We start from the raw sequence: 17158 nt of genomic DNA, 5'->3' as shown, positions 1-17158 counted from the left end.
GCCATCGAAAATTTCAGATTTAATGTCCATTATCCACCAAATACTGCTTTACCGCGATTAAGGCATGATTAAGGGGTGACAAATCAGCCAATCTGATTAAGCAATATTTTGACATCGCTGATTTTTTTCTTACTATTAGGACTTCTGATTGTTGGCAAGTCCCTCATCAAGAGATAATATTAAATTCAAGCAATCTCAAATTCAGGGCTTCCGGTCTAGCGAACGCCACTTCACTCATCATGACTAATAAGGAAAGACGTGAACGAACATGATAAACGTCGATGTCCGCGACTCAAACACCGCGCAAAAATCAGAGTATTCTCCCCAACTCACTCTGAAGAATTTTTTGCCGATATGCGGGACTTTTCGGAAACAGGCGTATTTCTGATGTGCCCAGCAGATTTAATACCCGAGCTTGGAGCCAGTGTGGAAGTGCAAACCACAGAAATTGAAGATGCACCTATACGCAGCACACAAGTCGTCCGAATAGAAGCCGGTGTAGGCTTTGGGGTTGAGTTTTCCTAAGCTGGATCAGACAGTGACATCCAATTGAGAACCACTATCTGCTGAACCTTGTTGTACACGCAGCAGCTCCACACTGGCTTTGTTTGCCATTGCTGCAGCTTTGCTGGCCACACTATAATCCTGAGACGACGGCTGGGCGGGCGCCAGCGCAGCACGTCGGATGGTTTCTGCTTTGCGCAGTGTGGCTGCCGGGTCGTTGGCAACAGCCGAGGTATCGATACCTACTTCTCCACCAGTAGCGTACCGCTGCCCATCGGGACCGGTGACGAATTGAAAACTGGCGCCACTAACGGCAATACCGCCAGCTGCACTCACATGGGCTTGCTCGTGATTGCGTACTTCGCGATCACGATCTTTTAAGGCTTGGATTTCGCTTTGCTGCCTGGGATCGAATTCTTGAATTTGGCTTTTGTCAGCCGCAACTTTGCCCTCGCCTTCAGCAGACTGAGATTTAGTCTGCGTTTGATAGCGATTGATTAATTGGCTGTTGTTATAGGCAACGCTGGTTATCTGCATGGCAAAGCCGGGCTAATTCCGCAAAAAACATTTTTTGAATATAGCCCTAATGCGACTATTTGTAAAAAACTTTAATGACTTAACTCAGAGGGTTTATGTCTGATAAACGCCGCATGGAAATCAGCCAATCAGCTATAACTGGCATAATAGCCGAACCGCTATCTGCTTCGAATTCCGGCCAAACCATGCAAAAACCTTTCAAAATCCAAAGCCATTATCAACCAGCCGGCGACCAGCCAACCGCCATTCAAAAATTGGTGACTGGCATCAATGACGGTGAAGTGCATCAAACTTTGCTGGGCGTGACCGGTTCCGGCAAGACATTTACCATTGCCAATGTGATCCAGCAAACCCAGCGCCCGGCCATGATCATGGCTCCAAATAAAACCCTGGCTGCGCAGCTCTATGGCGAGATGAAGGAGTTTTTTCCGGAAAACAGCGTCGAGTATTTTGTATCGTATTACGACTATTACCAGCCGGAAGCCTATATCCCGGCTTCCGATACCTTTATCGACAAAGACGCCTCATTAAATCAGCATATCGAGCAAATGCGATTATCCGCCACCAAGGCCTTGCTGGAACGGCGCGACACCATTGTAGTGGCCACTGTATCGGCGATTTATGGCCTGGGCGAGCCGGAATCCTATTTCAAAATGGTGCTGCACTTGGTGCGCGGCGACATGATCAAACAGCGTGATATCCTGCGCCGTCTGGCCGAGATGCAATACACCCGCAACGACACCGAACTGCGACGGGCCACCTACCGAGTTCGCGGCGAAGTGATCGACGTGTTTCCGGCTGAATCGGAAGAACAGGCTTTGCGCATCGAACTGTTCGATGATGAAATCGAACGGTTATCGATGTTTGACCCGTTAACCGGCGAAGTACTACATCGTATGGCCCGCTTTACCCTGTACCCCAAAAGCCATTACGTCACTCCCCGTGAGCAGTTATTAATCGCGGTGGAAAAAATCAAGATTGAACTGGTCGAACGCCTGCAGCAGTTGCGCGACAATCACAAACTGGTGGAAGCCCAACGCCTGGAGCAGCGCACCCTATTTGATATTGAAATGATTATGGAAGTGGGTTACTGCTCCGGCATCGAAAACTATTCCCGGCACCTATCCAGTCGCGCCGACGGTGAATCGCCGCCGACCATGTTCGATTATCTGCCCAAGGATGCTCTGGTCATCATCGATGAAAGCCATGTCACCGTGCCACAAATCGGCGCCATGTATAAAGGTGACCGCTCGCGCAAGGAAACTCTGGTGGAATATGGTTTTCGTTTGCCCTCTGCTCTAGATAACCGACCACTGAAATTTGACGAATTCGAAGCAATCTGCGGCCAGCGCATTTACGTATCCGCCACTCCCAGCCTCTACGAAAAAGAACATTCCGGCGCCATCGTCGAACAGGTTGTCAGACCAACCGGTCTGGTTGATCCACTCATTGAGGTACGCCCAGCCACCACTCAGGTAGATGACTTACTCTCCGAAATTACCAAACGCACCGCGTTGAAAGAACGGGTGCTGGTCACTACCCTGACTAAACGCATGTCGGAAGATTTAACCGACTATTTAACGGAACACGACATCAGGGTCCGTTATCTGCATTCGGATATAGAAACCGTGGAACGGGTGGAAATCATCCGCGACTTGCGCCTGGGCGTGTTCGATGTGCTGGTGGGCATCAACCTGCTGCGTGAGGGTTTGGATATCCCTGAGGTATCCTTGGTGGCAATTTTGGATGCCGACAAAGAAGGTTTTTTACGTTCCGTGGTGTCCTTGGTGCAAACCATAGGTCGCGCTGCCCGCAACGTCAACGGCAAAGCCATCCTCTACGGCGACAAAATCACCCGCTCCATGCAGCAAGCCATTGATGAAACAGAACGCCGCCGCGCCAAACAGATTATTTTTAACCTGGAACACAACATCCAACCGAAAACCATCTTCAAATCGGTCACCGACATTTTGGAACTGGCAATCCCCGGCTCCGGCGGCTCTATCTCCAGCGCCCGCGCCAAAGTCGCCGAGCCTGGCAGCGAATACAAAGCCATGACACCCAAACAAGCCGCCAAGCTTTTGAAACAACTGGAAGAAAAAATGTACCAGCATGCCAAAAATCTGGAGTTTGAAGATGCGGCCCATGTCAGAGATCAGATTAAATTATTGCAAGCAGAGATGGTAATTTGATAGACAAGTTTAAAAAACCAGGCAGATATGGATCTTTCAAACTAGCAGGGACTGGTTAAGTTTCTGCATGATACTTTGGCTTACGCTCTTAAAAAGTCATCTCCGAATGGCACTATCCGCCATCGGCCATTCGGCTAAAGCATACCGACACCAAGCATTTGCAGTTAGATTTGACAAGGTTGAGAAGAGTTACTACAGGTTGATTTATACCATTCCTTAAAATCGACAGGCAGCTCAAGCAGCGGAGCTGTTATGCAATATTTGACGATGCCATCAATTGTGACATATGCATTGCTGACAATTCCTGTATGTCTGATATTTTGTTCCGTTAAAATATTCGAGTTGTGCATAATTACTCCGCAAGTTATTAAATTTTGGCAAAGTCTATACAGAGTTACTTAAAAACCACTTAAGCTTTGATTAGGGTCAGATTAAAACCTGCAACCTCATTTGATGCGGAGTCTCTATGGTGGCATGTAATAGCCAACATCTGGACATAGTCCTCTGCGAAGAACAACACCCGGCGTATCGGCGACGAAGTCCTTACAAAATAAGAAACCATTAGTAAAAAAGACCAAGCACGAGGAAAGTGCACCTAAATCAGCAGCTGCTGATTTAGGTGCCTGGAGCCAGCACAAGCATAAACTCCAGGCCATCCTTCTGTCTGACTTAAATTATGCCGAAACCACGGACTTTTTACGCACAGCCCCAAGTAAGCTCAACAGACCGCCACCAAACAGCCAAGCTGCGGCTGGGACAGGTACTGGGGATGTCGCATACGAACCAACTCCTAACTGAAACCCCCCTACGTCAGTATAAGAGGGCCCCATAAGCATACCGGCTAAACCTGGTGCCATCAACAGGTCGCCTGTCAATAGCCAGTTATTCGCATCGTCAACGGTTACATTTAAATTGGCTAAATCGTAGGTGTCCAAAGTGAATCCAGCATTATTATTCAGGTACCACCCTGATGCTGATGTGACATTGCTGGCGCGGTTAAAGTCAAACTGAAGCGAAAAATCGGCAGTATACATTTTGCTGGGGTTGCCACCGAAGTCCGGAATATAAAAACCTTGCATACCGGTCATACCCAGCTTTTCACCGGCAACGCCAGCCAGTGTGCTTGAATCTATGCTAAAGCCTGCCGTGGTTGCTTTAACATGCCGACCGCTGGCCTGACCGGTTGGATCAGTACCAACCGAGGTAAGGTCATGCACCAAATTAGTCGCTGAAATTTGCGTCGCATCTATAGTGGAAGAGAAAGCAGCAGTTGTGACTACCGTGGGATCGGAAGCTGCGGTATTGGCAAATGAGGATAGGTAGTAGTTATTAGTCCCCGAAGCACTGCCACCCACATAGTTTCCTAGCGCGGCACTGTCCAGGTTAAATGTAAACGTTCCGCCTGTTGCTGCGCTCAGGGAAATAGCGCTCGCACTGGTTGGTATCAATGCAACTGTAACGGCTAAAGCCGCAAACAGAGTTTTCACTTGGTGATTGTTCATTTTTTTCCTTAAATTAAAAGTGGGCATCAAATTTAGGCATTCAATCTGTCGATTTACCGGTCATGATTCGGCTTATCGTTGAATGGCAGCTCGGCTGTCTCATCATTCCAAGACCCGTGGCTTTCCGGCTCCGCCTTACGACGAATGTGGCGAAGAAGAGGGTTCCCGGTTAATAGGGAAAGGCATAACCGTTTGCAGAAACCATTACTCTTCTAGTACTAAACCGTACGAACACAAAAAACGACTACCAAAAGTAAGAAAAAACTTTTCAAAAAGCGTCATATCTCGGTAAAAACAACCCCGTTCTAAAATTTCACTGCCACCGATACAAACACCGATGCACCGCTGGCGGGCACAACACGACCAGTAAAGTAACCGTAAGGTTGAAAGTAGTCTTCACCGGTGAGGTTTTTAACTGTGGTCGCCAGTTTGAATTGTTGGGTTTCGTAGGCAATGGCGGCATCGAAACTATGGTAGCCGCCGGTTTTGAACGCATTATCGTTGGACAGGTAGGCGCCGGTGCGGAGATAAACCCCAAACCCCACATTCAAGCCTTTCAATGCGGACTGTTGAAAGCGGTAATTAGCCCACAGCCGGCCCGAATTTTCGGGCACCATGGCCAGCTGGTTGCCGGCCGACACGCCGGCCAGATCATCAGTAAACTCTGCCTGCGTGTGGGCGTAATTGGCAAGCACACCGATTTCTTCATAGGGCTGCCAAATCAAATCTGTTTCAAAACCGCGCGAACGTTGCTGTCCAGCGGCGATTGAGCGTAAACCAGGGTCCTGGATATCTGTCACCGCTACGTTACTGCGATCAATTTGATAAACCGCCATCTGTCCACTCAATTCGCCGGAGAAATCGAACTTGAGACCTGCCTCGATTTGCCGAGACAATTCCGGCTGCGGTGGCCCGGAAAAATTCACGAACGACTGGCCGCGCATGCCTTCGCTATAACTGGCGAAGACAGAAACAGCATCGGTGACATCAAATACACCACCGACACGCGGTAACGGTTTGAGCGTTTGGGTTTTGGCTGCCCCGCCGCTGGTTTTATCCTGGAAATCGATTTCAAGACTGCCCAGCCTGAGACTAAACAATTGATGAAAGCGCTTGTAAAAAGAGCTTTGCAACTGCACATAACCACCGTAAGTGGTGTTCTTAACAGACGGGCTGTTGATTGATGTGCCAGGAGTGTTGAATGCCACCGGAAATTCCGGTGCCTGCAAATCCACCGTGCCTACGCCTAGTCCATACCGGCCAAAACCGGCATTGATAAACCCTTGATCGTCCAGCTCGCTGTAATCGGCGCCAAACAACAGAGTATTCTCGCTGGGGCCGATTTCGAACGTTGCCAGCGTGTTCCCCAGCACGCTGAACTGTTTCTGGCGCTGAAACAATTCCACATTAGCCAGCGCCCATGTGGAAGGCGGCATTAACGGCGAGTCCGCCACAAAGCCATCACGACCAAACAGGCTTTGCACTTTCTCGTCGAATTCGGAATACGCGTAACGGGCTTTAAAACTCAACGACCAGACGGCATTGATTTTGTGGTCCAGCGCCCCCCAAACGCTATCAGAGTTTGAATAACTGTCAGGAATGTCGGTGGGGCCGACAAAGGTCGCTGGATGAATGCGAAAGTCACCTGCCAGAGTGCCGGTTGCCGGCAGGCCTTGATAATCGGGCTGCTCCCAACGTGAGACTTTACCTTGCAGGATGAGCGTAGTGGTATGGTGATTGGTAAAGACCAGCGTTGGGTTGATGTTAAATCGCTGAGTTTGAATAACATTCACATAACTGGCTGAGTCGGTATATTCGCCCGTCATACGAAATAACAAGTCATCCGTCAGCGGCTGGTTCCAGTCGAAATAAGGTTGATAGAATTCATAGCTACCCATTTTGAAGCCCATTTCGGTCGCTGCCTCGGCTTTGGGCAATTTAGATATCAGATTAACCACGCCGCCCACCGGCGAACCCGAACCACCGCCATACAACACCGCATTCGAGCCTTTCAGTACTTCTATCCGCTCCAGGTTAACCATGCTTTCCCGATCGCCGGGATTGTAATATTGGTTAAAACCATCCAGCAACTGCTCCGCTCTGAAGCCGCGTACCAAAGTGCCTTCAATCACAGGGGCATACAATATCTGGCGCGGCACTACACCACTGACATTGTATAAAGCTTCGCTGACGGTAATATTTTGCTGATCATCAATCAACGAACGTTTGATGGTTTGTATGGATTGGGGAATTTGTTTGACCGGTGTATCGGTACGAGTCGCGGTGATGGCATCGCTGGCCCGATAGCTTTTGGGGTCTTGGTCCTGAATTAAGCTGCCGATTACTGCGTCGTAACCGCTGGCGGTGTCGCCAAGTACCGTCACTGAGTCCATGATTGTCGGCGGGACAGGCTCAAACGATGGCAGGGCGGCAGCTTCGCTCTGCGTCAAAGTTACGGTGTTGGCATCAACAAAGCGATAGCTGAATCCCGTATTTTTTAGCAAGCTGTTCAACGCTTGCTCTGCCGTCATCAGGCCGTTTAATGCCTCAACCTGGATGCCGCGAACCATATCCGCCGAGAAAATCAACGCCAGATTTGCCTCGGCGGCAAACTTGATCAAGGCATTATTCAGACTTTGTGCGGGAATATTGTATTCAATGGCTTGCTGCGCGGCGAAAACGGCTGGCGAGACACCAACACCAAGCACAAAAGCCACGATCAACCCTATTTTTTGCGCAACCACCCATAGGCCGCCTGTCATCTTCCTGACAATTGTGGCTTTAGTTAAAAAGCCAGCTAAATAAATACAAGCCGAACATCCCATCCCAGCAAATCCTAAGCGCTACGCAATGTGTTGGCTTTTTTATACAAAATCATCCCTGTGAAATACAAATGACTAAAAACTGCAGTGGCTTAACCGAAACACATGCAGACAAGATCGGCTAAGTTTTGGAGCAGCCTTCTCAACGATGCAATAAAATCCACCAATCACTTAGATGAGTTTCTTGCAAATTCAGTACATTACAAACCGAACGCAGAATATCGTCCGGTTTATCAAGCGAGAAAACGCCAGTTACCCGAAGCTTGCTCAATTGCGCATCCGACAGGAATATGCGCCCTACTCGATATCGATTGAGCTCGCTAATTAACTCACCGAGCGGACGATCGTTAATTAAAAGACGGTGCTGCTGCCAAGCGGTGGCCTGCTCAAGCTCAATCGGTTGAGCTGCGGATAAAATACCATCGTGCCGATAGCGTAACTGTTGCCCTTCTTGTACATATACACCGGCAAGAGTTTTCTGAACATGCTCACCACTCAGAAGATTGACGCTGACCGCGTGCTGCTGAACGGTCACACTGGTTGCTTTGGGGTCGGTTCGCAAGACATCAAATACTGTCCCAAGAGCCGTTATATTCATGTCATCCACCTTAACTTCAAATGGGCGCAGACTGTCCTTGGCTACGGTAAATCTGACCTGTCCATGATGTAAAATAACTTGCCGTTTTACGTCGTCGTAATTGATGGAAACCGCGCTATTGGTATTCAGCAGCAGGCGGCTACCGTCGGCCAATTGTATGCTGCGCAATTCTCCAGTGACGGTATAGTAATCACTTAATAACCTTTCTAGCGGATACGAATTTTCCGGCATAACCAAGATCACAGAAAACAGCCAGACAGCTGCCACAGCAAGCATTGCCGGCAGCCAATGTCCGGCGCGAACGGCGAGTTTGCTGGACTGGCTTTTAGCCGGCTTTGACGATACCCGGCTTAAACTAACGACGTTGGTCATAGTTTCGGGCGTATTGATAGCATGCTGAGTAGACGCAGAAACGCTTGAAGCCGCAAGCACCATGTCATTAAATAAGTCTTCTGCAGAGGCAAACGCTTCCGAATGGTGATAGTCCTCGGCCAGCCAATCGGCAAAGGCATTTATTTCGGCGTCGCTGATATTTTCATCACGCAAGCGAACCAACCAATCGATAGCCTGTTGCTTGAGGTCGGGTAACTTTGCGTCATTTAAATCAGAAAGCATTTTGGAATTCAATTTGGAGTTATATTGGTTAAAACGTTTGAACCGCTAAAACAGCTACTGATAGTCAATAAAATAGATTGGATGCCGGGCTCACGCATCGATACGTTGAGCACAATGCACCATGGCTCTGGCCAAATGTTTGCCCACCATGGATAACGAAATACCCAAACGGTCCGCAATTTCCGCATATTTCAACCCCTCAATGCCATGCAGCAAAAAAACGGTTCGGCAATCCAAAGGCAATTCATCCAATGCACTTTTTAAAATCTCCAAGCGCTGGCGAGCAATCAAGGTTTGCTCAGGACTGGTGGATGTTATTTCGGCTAGGTCACTGATGTCGTCGATGGGATTATCGACCATGTAACGTTTTCTGACAGCGATCTTGCGCTGATAATCGACAGCCAGATTAACGGCGATATGGAAAGCCAGTGCACGGGCATTATCGACCTGTCCATTTTCATCTCGTTGCTGCAGGCGCAGATAAGTTTCGTGTGTTAAATCTGCTGCCGCCTCCTGACACTTTAGACGCTTGGTCAAAAAAAACCGCAAATCATCTGCCAGTGAATCGTTCCATATCATGCCCGCAGTTAGCGAGTCTCGTCCATCTAACATAATTTACGCTAATTTTTTTCATTAACCTGAATCAAAAAACCGAGCTAACTGCTTTTATAAGTACAGGCATTTAACTCATGTTGTCGAATGGTAAAAAAAGTTTTTGATCTCCACCAAACGGCCTAATTCTATACTACGCCGGCAAAGTTTACGATTATCGAATTACAGGCCCATATTGACAGAAACCGTAGAACAACCCCGAAGCACCAGCAGCCGACTACAAGGCCGGCTGTTAGGTTTGCCAGAATCCCATCTATTGATTAATAAAACCTTGGCGTATGAAGTTACTAAAAACCACAACGAACTTTTTCAGCTTAAATCCTTTCCTATACTGTAACGAAACATTTCATTCAGTGGTTTATGGTATTTCTCATCACTAGCGAATGATACAATTCACACTCTTTTAACCACGCCATTAGCCAGGATGTCAGTGGATTCCGAATTCTCCCCGTTGTTTTCCGATGCGGCGCCTGCAAGGCTCCGTGAAATTCCTTATAACTACACCTCATTTTCCGACCGTGAAATTGTGATTCGCTTGTTGGGCGAAGATAATTGGCGGATTCTGGAATCGTTGCGTAACGAACGCATCACCGGTCGCTCAGCGCGTATGCTGTTTGAAGTACTGGGCGATATTTGGGCGGTGCAACGTAACCCGTATCTGGAAGATGATTTATTGGATAACCGTAAAAGGCGCCGGGCTTTACTGGAGGCCTTGCGCCATCGTTTGAAACAGATGGAAAAGCGCCACCATGATCACGAAGTGGAATATCCGGACCGCGCCCGCCGAGTAGCTTTATTGATTGAAGCTGCGCATCAAGCTGTAGATGCTTTTTCAGCGCATTTTGACCGCACGCTGGAGATGCGTCGCAAAGCCCGGGCTTTGTTGTCCAAACATACCCATAAGGACAACATCGGTTTCGATGGTTTTGCGCGCGTCTCCCATGTAACGGATGCCACCGACTGGCGGGTGGAATATCCGTTTGTGGTGCTTTATCCCTGCAGCGAAGATGAAGCGGCTCATCTGGTACGCGATTGCATCAAGCTTGGCCTGACGATTATTCCGCGCGGCGGCGGTACCGGTTATACCGGTGGCGCGGTGCCACTATCAGCCTACTCGGCGGTCATCAACACCGAAAAGCTGGTGCAAATCGGCGAGGTCGAACATGACAGCCGGTTACCAGGCGTTGACCTACCCTACGCCACCATTTTCACCGGTGCCGGCGTAGTCACTCGGCGGGTGATGGATGTTGCTGAAAATGCCGATCTGGTGTTTGCCTGCGACCCAACATCTGCTGATGCGTCTTGTATTGGCGGCAATGTGGCCATGAATGCCGGCGGCAAAAAAGCCGTACTTTGGGGCACGGCACTGGATAACTTACTGTCCTGGCGCATGGTAACGCCAGATGGTAACTGGCTGGAAGTGGAGCGCCTTAATCACAATCTAGGCAAAATTCACGATCAGGATAAGGTGAGCTTTCAGCTGAAATATTTTGATAGCAAGCACAAAAAACTGATTTCAGAACGACAGCTTGACATGCTCGGTTCTGATTTTCGTAAAGGCGAACTAGGCAAAGATGTCACCGACAAGTTTTTGGGTGGTCTGCCGGGCATACAAAAAGAAGGTTGCGACGGCATTATTACCTCGGCGCGCTGGATTTTGCACAAAATGCCGCCACATACACGCACCTTCTGCCTGGAGTTTTACGGCCAGGTGCGTGAAGCTGTGCCAGCCATCGTGGAAATTCGCGATTATCTGGCTTCGCTGCCGAAATCCGGTGAGGCCCGCGTCATGTTGGCCGGACTCGAACATCTTGACGAACGTTATGTTAAAGCCGTCGGCTATGCCAGCAAAGCCAAACAACATGGCCGTCCGAAAATGGTTTTGCTTGGCGACATTGTCGGCGATGATGACAATCGGGTAGCCTGGGCCGCATCGGAAGTGGTACGTATCAGTAATGCCCGTGGCGCAGAAGGTTTTATCGCCGTCAGCGCGGAGACACGTAAAAAATTCTGGCTGGACCGAGCCCGTACAGCAGCGATTGCCAAGCACACCAACGCCTTCAAAATCAATGAAGATGTGGTGATTCCGCTGCCACGGATGGGCGATTATTGCGACGGCATTGAGCGCATCAATATCGAATTATCTTTGCGCAATAAACTCCGCTTGTGCGAGGCGCTAACACGTTATCTGGAAGGTGATTTGCCGCTACGCTTTTATGAAGACAGCGTTGATAAGGATACCTTGATCTGGGATCGTCGCCAGCAAGCCTTAAGCGCAGTAGCCATGGTCAAGACACGCTGGCAATGGCTATACGACAACCTGGATATGCCATTACAGCAAGCGGAAGCGCTTTTTCAAGGCTACGACATCTCAGTTGGAGAGCTTAGCAATCGCGCTGAGCAGCCGACGCTGTTTCATCGACTGCAAGATCACTCAGTTCGGGTATCCTGGAAACAAGAGTTACTGCCGCGTCTGAAAGAGATTTTCGTGGGTGACAATTTCCGCCTGATCTTCGAACGCATCGAAGCTCTACATAAAGAAGTATTGCGCGGCCGAGTGTTTGTAGCCTTACACATGCATGCTGGCGATGGCAATGTGCATACCAATTTACCGGTCAATTCCGATCATTACGACATGCTGCAGGAAGCCAATCAGGCTGTAGCCCGCATCATGACGCTGGCACGTTCGTTGGGAGGTGTAATTTCCGGCGAACATGGTATCGGCATTACCAAATACGAGTTTTTAACTGCAGCAGAGCTGGCCAATTTTCATCGTTATAAACAGCAAGTCGACCCGGAAGGCCGCTTTAATCGCGGCAAACTGATGCCGGGTGCAGATTTGAGCCGGGCTTACACCACCTCTTTTAGCTTGATGGGCTATGAATCGCTGATCATGCAGCAAAGCGAGATAGGCGCGATTTCGGACTCTGTAAAAGACTGTCTCCGCTGCGGTAAATGTAAACCGGTCTGTGCAACCCATGTACCGCAAGCCAATTTATTGTATTCTCCACGGAATAAAATCCTCGCCACTTCATTGTTGATCGAAGCATTTTTATATGAAGAACAGACCCGACGCGGTATTGCCATCACGCATTGGAAAGAATTTGAAGATGTAGCCGATCACTGCACGGTATGCCACAAATGTTACAACCCTTGCCCGGTGGACATCGATTTCGGCGACGTTTCGATGAATATGCGTAATTTATTGCGCAAGATGGGCAAGCAAAGCTTCAATCCCGTGAAAGCAGCAGCCATCGCCTTTTTAAGCACCAATCGACCCAGCAGCGTGAAGCTGATGCGCAAATTGCTGATTGAATGGTCTTATAAAGGCCAAAGACTGGGCAGCTTTTTTCTGAGACCCTGGGGAAAAGCACAATTGGCGCATCCACCCTCCTCCACCGGCAAACCGGAACTTCGTGAATATGTGATTCATTTTACTAATCGTAAAATGCCCGGCAAATTACCGACCAAAACAGCCAGAGCCTTGCTGGGAATAGAAAGCGATCAAATCGTACCCGTCATTCGTGACCGTAATAAGACCCAAACCGACTCAGAGGCTGTGTTTTATTTTCCTGGCTGCGGCTCGGAACGACTGTTTTCACAGGTTGGCCTGGCGACTCAAGCCATGCTTTATGAAATCGGCGTACAAACCGTATTACCACCGGGCTATTTATGCTGCGGATATCCGCAACGTGCCGCCGGTATGAGCGAAAAAGCGCAGGAAATCACCACCGACAATCGGGTGCTATTTCATCGAATGGCTAATACCCTAAATTATCTCGACATCAAAACCGTCGTCGTCAGTTGCGGCACTTGTCTGGATCAATTAATGGATTACGAGTTCGACAAAATCTTTCCTGGCTGCCGACTGATAGACATCCATGAATATCTATTGGAAAAAGGCGTTAAGCTGAATGGCGTAGGTGGCGATCGTTATGTCTACCATGACCCTTGCCACAGCCCAATGAAACTGCAAGATCCGTTAAAAACCGTTTCCGGCTTAGTTGGGGCTACGGTGAGTAAATCAGAGCGCTGTTGTGGTGAATCCGGCACGCTGGCCGTCGCCAGACCGGACATTTCCACGCAAGTGCGGTTTCGTAAAGCAGAGGAGTTACAAAACGATGCGGCCAAACTACGCAGCGATGGCTATGACGGGCCAGTGAAAATGCTGACCTCCTGCCCATCCTGTATGCAGGGCTTACAACGCTTCGAGGATGATGTCGACCAGCTGGAAGTGGATTACATCGTGGTAGAAATTGCCAAGCATGTGTTAGGCAAAGACTGGATGAAAAACTATATCAAACAAGCTTCAAAAGGCGGAATCGAACGAGTTTTGGTGTGACAGATACCCATCCCAAGAAAAGAAAAAGCTTGCATAGCTGAATAAAGCCGATATAATGCGCGGCTCGAATGACAGACTTTAGGCGCGTAGCTCAGTTGGTTAGAGCACCACCTTGACATGGTGGGGGTCGGTGGTTCGAGTCCACTCGCGCCTACCATACATTTAAAGCACCGCTAGCCGGTGCTTTTTTTATTGCGGAATCGAATATGCCTGTAATTACTCTTCCCGACGGTTCTCAGCGTCAATTCGACCATGCTGTTACAGTGATGGATGTTGCCAAAGCCATCGGCTCCGGCTTGGCCAAAGCAACCCTGGCCGGCAAAATCGACGACAAACTGGTTGATGCCAGCACGCTGATCGACAGCGACGTGCGTTTGCAAATCGTCACCAACAAAGACGCAGAAGGCATTGAAGTCATACGACACTCCAGTGCGCATCTTCTGGCACAAGCAGTCAAACAATTATTTCCTAGCGCACAAGTCACCATTGGCCCGGTTATCGAAAATGGCTTTTTTTATGACTTTGCTTACGAGCGATCTTTTACTCCGGAAGATTTGGCCGCCATCGAAGTTAAAATGCAGGAATTGGCAGCGCAAGATATCGTCATCAATCGCTCCGTCCTATCCCGCGACCAAGCAGTAGAATTTTTTCAAGGCTTGGGCGAAACCTATAAAGCCGAAATCATCGCCTCTATTCCAGCCAATGAAGACTTGTCTTTGTATCAGCAAGGCGACTTCACCGACCTATGCCGCGGCCCTCACGTACCCAGCACCGGCAAACTAAAAGCTTTTAAATTAATGAAAATTGCCGGCGCTTACTGGCGCGGCGATTCCAACAATGAAATGCTGCAACGCATTTACGGCACAGCCTGGAATGACAGTAAAGAGCTGGCAGCTTACCTACACAGACTGGAAGAAGCTGAAAAACGCGACCATCGCAAAATAGGCAAAGCGCTCGATTTGTTTCATTCGCAGGAAGAAGCGCCAGGCATGGTGTTCTGGCACGAAAAAGGCTGGGCGATTTATCAGCAAGTTGAGCAATACATCCGCCACAAACTGCGCAGCCATGGTTATAGCGAAGTAAAAACCCCACAGATTGTCGATCGCAGTCTTTGGGAGAAATCAGGTCATTGGGATAAGTTTGGTGACATGATTTTTACCACACACTCGGAAAACCGCGATTACGCAGTCAAACCGATGAACTGCCCCTGCCACATCCAGATTTACAACCAAGGCATAAAAAGTTACCGAGACCTACCGGTCCGTTTAGCTGAATTTGGCTCCTGCCATCGCAACGAACCTTCCGGCACTCTGCATGGCTTGATGCGGGTAAGAAATTTTGTGCAGGACGACGCGCATATTTTTTGCACTGAAGATCAGATTCAGGACGAAGTCGCGACATTTATCGACTTACTGTTCGAAGTGTATAAAGATTTCGGCTTTGAAGAAGTTATTATTAAACTGTCTACCCGCCCGGAAAACCGGGTCGGCGATGATAGCGTGTGGGATAAAGCTGAAAACGCGCTGGAATTGGCATTGAACACCAAAGGCCTGGATTGGCAACTGCAACCGGGTGAAGGGGCGTTTTACGGCCCGAAAATCGAATTCTCCCTAAAAGACTGCATTGGTCGTGTTTGGCAATGCGGCACAATTCAAGTCGATTTCTCCATGCCTGACAGGCTTGGCGCCGCATTTATCGGTGAAGATAGTGCAAGACATGTACCTGTAATGCTACATCGTGCGATACTAGGCTCCCTGGAACGCTTCATCGGCATTTTGATCGAGCAGCATGCGGGTAATTTCCCGCTGTGGCTGGCGCCAGTACAGGTCGCGATCATGAACATCACCGATCGCCATGCCGAATATGCTGAGCAAATCCGGCTTGAACTGGAAAAACAAGGCTTTAGAATTAAAATTGACTTGAGAAATGAGAAGATAGGCTTTAAAATCCGCGAGCATTCCATGCAGCGTGTGCCATATCTTCTGATTATCGGTGACAAAGAAATGGATAATCAAACAGTAGCAGTGCGTACCCAAAAGGGTGATGACCTGGGAAGTCTGGCAGTCGACGTGTTAATTGAACGCTTAAAAACTGAGATTGCGGACAGAAAATAATAACAACTTGGAGGATTAGGGTATCAGCTCTAAAAAAGATGCAACGCGCTTAAACACCGAAATTACCGCTAGACGGGTAAGGCTAATTGGCGCTGAAGGAGAACAAGTCGGTGTTGTTTCAATAACAGAAGCATTACAACTTGCCTATGATGCAAATATGGATCTGGTCGAAATTTCGCCCAACGCTGATCCTCCGGTTTGCAAAGTCATGGATTACGGCAAATATTCGTTTGAGCTTAACAAAAAGCTGCAAGCTGCCAAGAAAAAGCAAAAACAAATCCAGATTAAGGAAATCAAATTCAGACCAGGCACCGAAGAAGGTGACTATCAGGTTAAGCTACGCAATTTGATCAAATTCCTCAACGAAGGCGACAAAACTAAAATTACCGTGCGCTTTAAAGGCCGGGAAATGTCGCATCGGGAACTGGGCATGGATTTACTGAAACGCATAGAAACCGACCTCGAAGAAGTCGCTGTTGTCGAACAATTTCCTAAACTGGAAGGCAGACAGATGATCATGATCATGGGTCCTAAAAAGAAAAAATAGTTTTAGCTGTTTCTAAAACAGCTTGCCGGCTCGGGAAGAGCCGGGTAGTGGCAGACTTTGTCTGCCAAAAATTCAATGGGGCCAAGCATTTTGCCTCACTGGGTTTTATCTCAGGGACTTTATTTTTAATCATTGGAGAAAACAAATGCCAAAAATGAAAAGCCATAGCGGCGCAGGCAAGCGCTTTAAGAAAACCGGCACAGGCGGTTTTAAGTGCAAACAATCGCACAGACGTCATATTTTGACCAAAAAATCCACCAAGCGTAAAAGACAGCTGCGTAAAACAGCCATTGTTCATCCATCAGATGCGCCATTAATTACGCGCATGCTGCCTTACAGTTGATTTAACATCATCATTTAAAGAGAGAAGAACATGGCAAGAGTAAAACGCGGCGTCACCGCTAGAGCAAGACACAAAAAGATTTTAAAACTGGCTAAAGGTTACTATGGTGCCCGTAGCCGAGTTTATCGCGTCGCTAAACAAGCGGTTATCAAAGCCGGTCAATATGCTTATCGCGACCGTAAACAGAAAAAACGTCAATTCCGCGCCTTGTGGATTGTGCGTATCAATGCGGCATCCCGCATGTGTGGCACTTCCTACAGTCGCTTGATCAATGGTTTGACCAAAGCCAATGTTGCAGTTGACCGTAAAGTATTGGCTGACTTGGCAGTACGTGATATGGATGCTTTTGCAGAAATCGCTAAAATAGCCATCGCTCACCAAAGCAAACCTTAAGTCAGTTTAATTTGCTGGCAAACCTGGCAAATAGAAA

Annotated in this window: 12 protein-coding genes, 1 tRNA gene and 1 riboswitch; of the genes, 8 read left to right on the top strand and 5 right to left on the bottom strand. The window is 48.5% G+C overall.

Annotated elements, in window-relative coordinates; genetic code table 11:
- Window positions 1-258 precede the first annotated feature (258 nt).
- On the top strand, window positions 259-525 hold the full coding sequence (locus A1359_RS09100; RefSeq protein WP_232322166.1) for a PilZ domain-containing protein: 267 nt from the start codon (window positions 259-261) through the stop codon (window positions 523-525).
- Between the two features lie 6 nt (window positions 526-531).
- On the opposite strand, the gene A1359_RS09095 is transcribed toward A1359_RS09100, so the two are convergent.
- Entirely contained in the window at window positions 532-1041 is a 510-nt protein-coding gene (locus tag A1359_RS09095) for a putative metalloprotease CJM1_0395 family protein (RefSeq protein WP_066981272.1), read from the bottom strand.
- Window positions 1042-1226: 185 nt separating this feature from the next.
- Here A1359_RS09095 and uvrB point away from each other — a divergent pair, with 185 nt between their 5' ends.
- Window positions 1227-3233 carry an excinuclease ABC subunit UvrB gene (gene uvrB, locus A1359_RS09090; RefSeq protein ID WP_066981345.1) on the top strand — a complete coding sequence of 669 codons (2007 nt, stop codon included), beginning with the start codon at window positions 1227-1229 and terminating at the stop codon, window positions 3231-3233.
- Between the two features lie 674 nt (window positions 3234-3907).
- Here the strand turns inward: uvrB and A1359_RS09085 are convergent.
- The 4 genes from A1359_RS09085 to A1359_RS09070 form a co-directional block, all read right to left on the bottom strand.
- Window positions 3908-4735 carry a hypothetical protein gene (locus A1359_RS09085; RefSeq protein WP_066981269.1) on the bottom strand — a complete coding sequence of 276 codons (828 nt, stop codon included), beginning with the start codon at window positions 4733-4735 and terminating at the stop codon, window positions 3908-3910.
- Window positions 4736-4816: 81 nt separating this feature from the next.
- Window positions 4817-4896: riboswitch (cyclic di-GMP riboswitch) on the bottom strand.
- A 144-nt stretch (window positions 4897-5040) separates the two neighbouring features.
- On the bottom strand, window positions 5041-7497 hold the full coding sequence (locus A1359_RS09080) for a TonB-dependent siderophore receptor (RefSeq protein ID WP_157200511.1): 2457 nt from the start codon (window positions 7495-7497) through the stop codon (window positions 5041-5043).
- A gap of 202 nt (window positions 7498-7699) precedes the next feature.
- The gene (locus A1359_RS09075) at window positions 7700-8770 is read right to left on the bottom strand and encodes a FecR family protein (RefSeq protein WP_066981267.1); all 1071 of its coding nucleotides are present in this window, start codon (window positions 8768-8770) and stop codon (window positions 7700-7702) included.
- Between the two features lie 90 nt (window positions 8771-8860).
- Window positions 8861-9349, bottom strand: coding sequence for a sigma-70 family RNA polymerase sigma factor (locus A1359_RS09070; RefSeq protein ID WP_232322165.1), 489 nt, complete (start codon window positions 9347-9349; stop codon window positions 8861-8863).
- Between the two features lie 457 nt (window positions 9350-9806).
- On the opposite strand from A1359_RS09070, the gene A1359_RS09065 reads away from it, so the two are divergent.
- The 6 genes from A1359_RS09065 to rplT all read left to right on the top strand — a co-directional run bounded on the left by A1359_RS09065 (window position 9807) and on the right by rplT (window position 17121).
- The gene (locus A1359_RS09065) at window positions 9807-13724 is read left to right on the top strand and encodes a DUF3683 domain-containing protein (RefSeq protein ID WP_066981261.1); all 3918 of its coding nucleotides are present in this window, start codon (window positions 9807-9809) and stop codon (window positions 13722-13724) included.
- Window positions 13725-13804: 80 nt separating this feature from the next.
- A tRNA-Val gene (locus A1359_RS09060) sits at window positions 13805-13881 on the top strand.
- A gap of 49 nt (window positions 13882-13930) precedes the next feature.
- Entirely contained in the window at window positions 13931-15838 is a 1908-nt protein-coding gene (thrS, locus tag A1359_RS09055; protein ID WP_066981259.1) for a threonine--tRNA ligase, read from the top strand.
- 22 nt (window positions 15839-15860) lie between these two features.
- A complete protein-coding gene (gene infC, locus A1359_RS09050) occupies window positions 15861-16385 on the top strand; it encodes a translation initiation factor IF-3 (protein WP_083960565.1) in 525 nt (174 codons plus the stop codon).
- Between the two features lie 145 nt (window positions 16386-16530).
- Window positions 16531-16728: a 50S ribosomal protein L35 gene (gene rpmI, locus A1359_RS09045; protein ID WP_066981253.1), complete on the top strand. Its 198-nt coding sequence runs from the start codon at window positions 16531-16533 to the stop codon at window positions 16726-16728.
- 30 nt (window positions 16729-16758) lie between these two features.
- Window positions 16759-17121, top strand: a complete 363-nt coding sequence (gene rplT, locus A1359_RS09040) for a 50S ribosomal protein L20 (protein ID WP_066981251.1) — start codon at window positions 16759-16761, stop codon at window positions 17119-17121.
- The last annotated feature ends 37 nt before the right edge of the window (window positions 17122-17158 follow it).

Origin of the sequence: Methylomonas lenta (assembly GCF_001644015.1) — a bacterium.
Taxonomy (GTDB): domain Bacteria; phylum Pseudomonadota; class Gammaproteobacteria; order Methylococcales; family Methylomonadaceae; genus Methylomonas; species Methylomonas lenta.
Note: the sequence above shows the minus strand (reverse complement) of the source record. Positions and strands in the feature narration are given on the sequence as shown.

Excerpts from the sequence above, each read along its gene's own strand:
- A1359_RS09095 (WP_066981272.1), bottom strand. The coding sequence starts at position 1,041 with ATGCAGATAACCAGCGTTGCCTATAACAACAGCCAATTAATCAATCGC.
- uvrB (WP_066981345.1), top strand. The coding sequence starts at position 1,227 with ATGCAAAAACCTTTCAAAATCCAAAGCCATTATCAACCAGCCGGCGAC.
- A1359_RS09085 (WP_066981269.1), bottom strand. The coding sequence starts at position 4,735 with ATGAACAATCACCAAGTGAAAACTCTGTTTGCGGCTTTAGCCGTTACA.
- A1359_RS09080 (WP_157200511.1), bottom strand. The coding sequence starts at position 7,497 with ATGACAGGCGGCCTATGGGTGGTTGCGCAAAAAATAGGGTTGATCGTG.
- A1359_RS09075 (WP_066981267.1), bottom strand. The coding sequence starts at position 8,770 with ATGCTTTCTGATTTAAATGACGCAAAGTTACCCGACCTCAAGCAACAG.
- A1359_RS09070 (WP_232322165.1), bottom strand. The coding sequence starts at position 9,349 with ATGATATGGAACGATTCACTGGCAGATGATTTGCGGTTTTTTTTGACC.
- A1359_RS09065 (WP_066981261.1), top strand. The coding sequence starts at position 9,807 with ATGTCAGTGGATTCCGAATTCTCCCCGTTGTTTTCCGATGCGGCGCCT.
- thrS (WP_066981259.1), top strand. The coding sequence starts at position 13,931 with ATGCCTGTAATTACTCTTCCCGACGGTTCTCAGCGTCAATTCGACCAT.
- rpmI (WP_066981253.1), top strand. The coding sequence starts at position 16,531 with ATGCCAAAAATGAAAAGCCATAGCGGCGCAGGCAAGCGCTTTAAGAAA.
- rplT (WP_066981251.1), top strand. The coding sequence starts at position 16,759 with ATGGCAAGAGTAAAACGCGGCGTCACCGCTAGAGCAAGACACAAAAAG.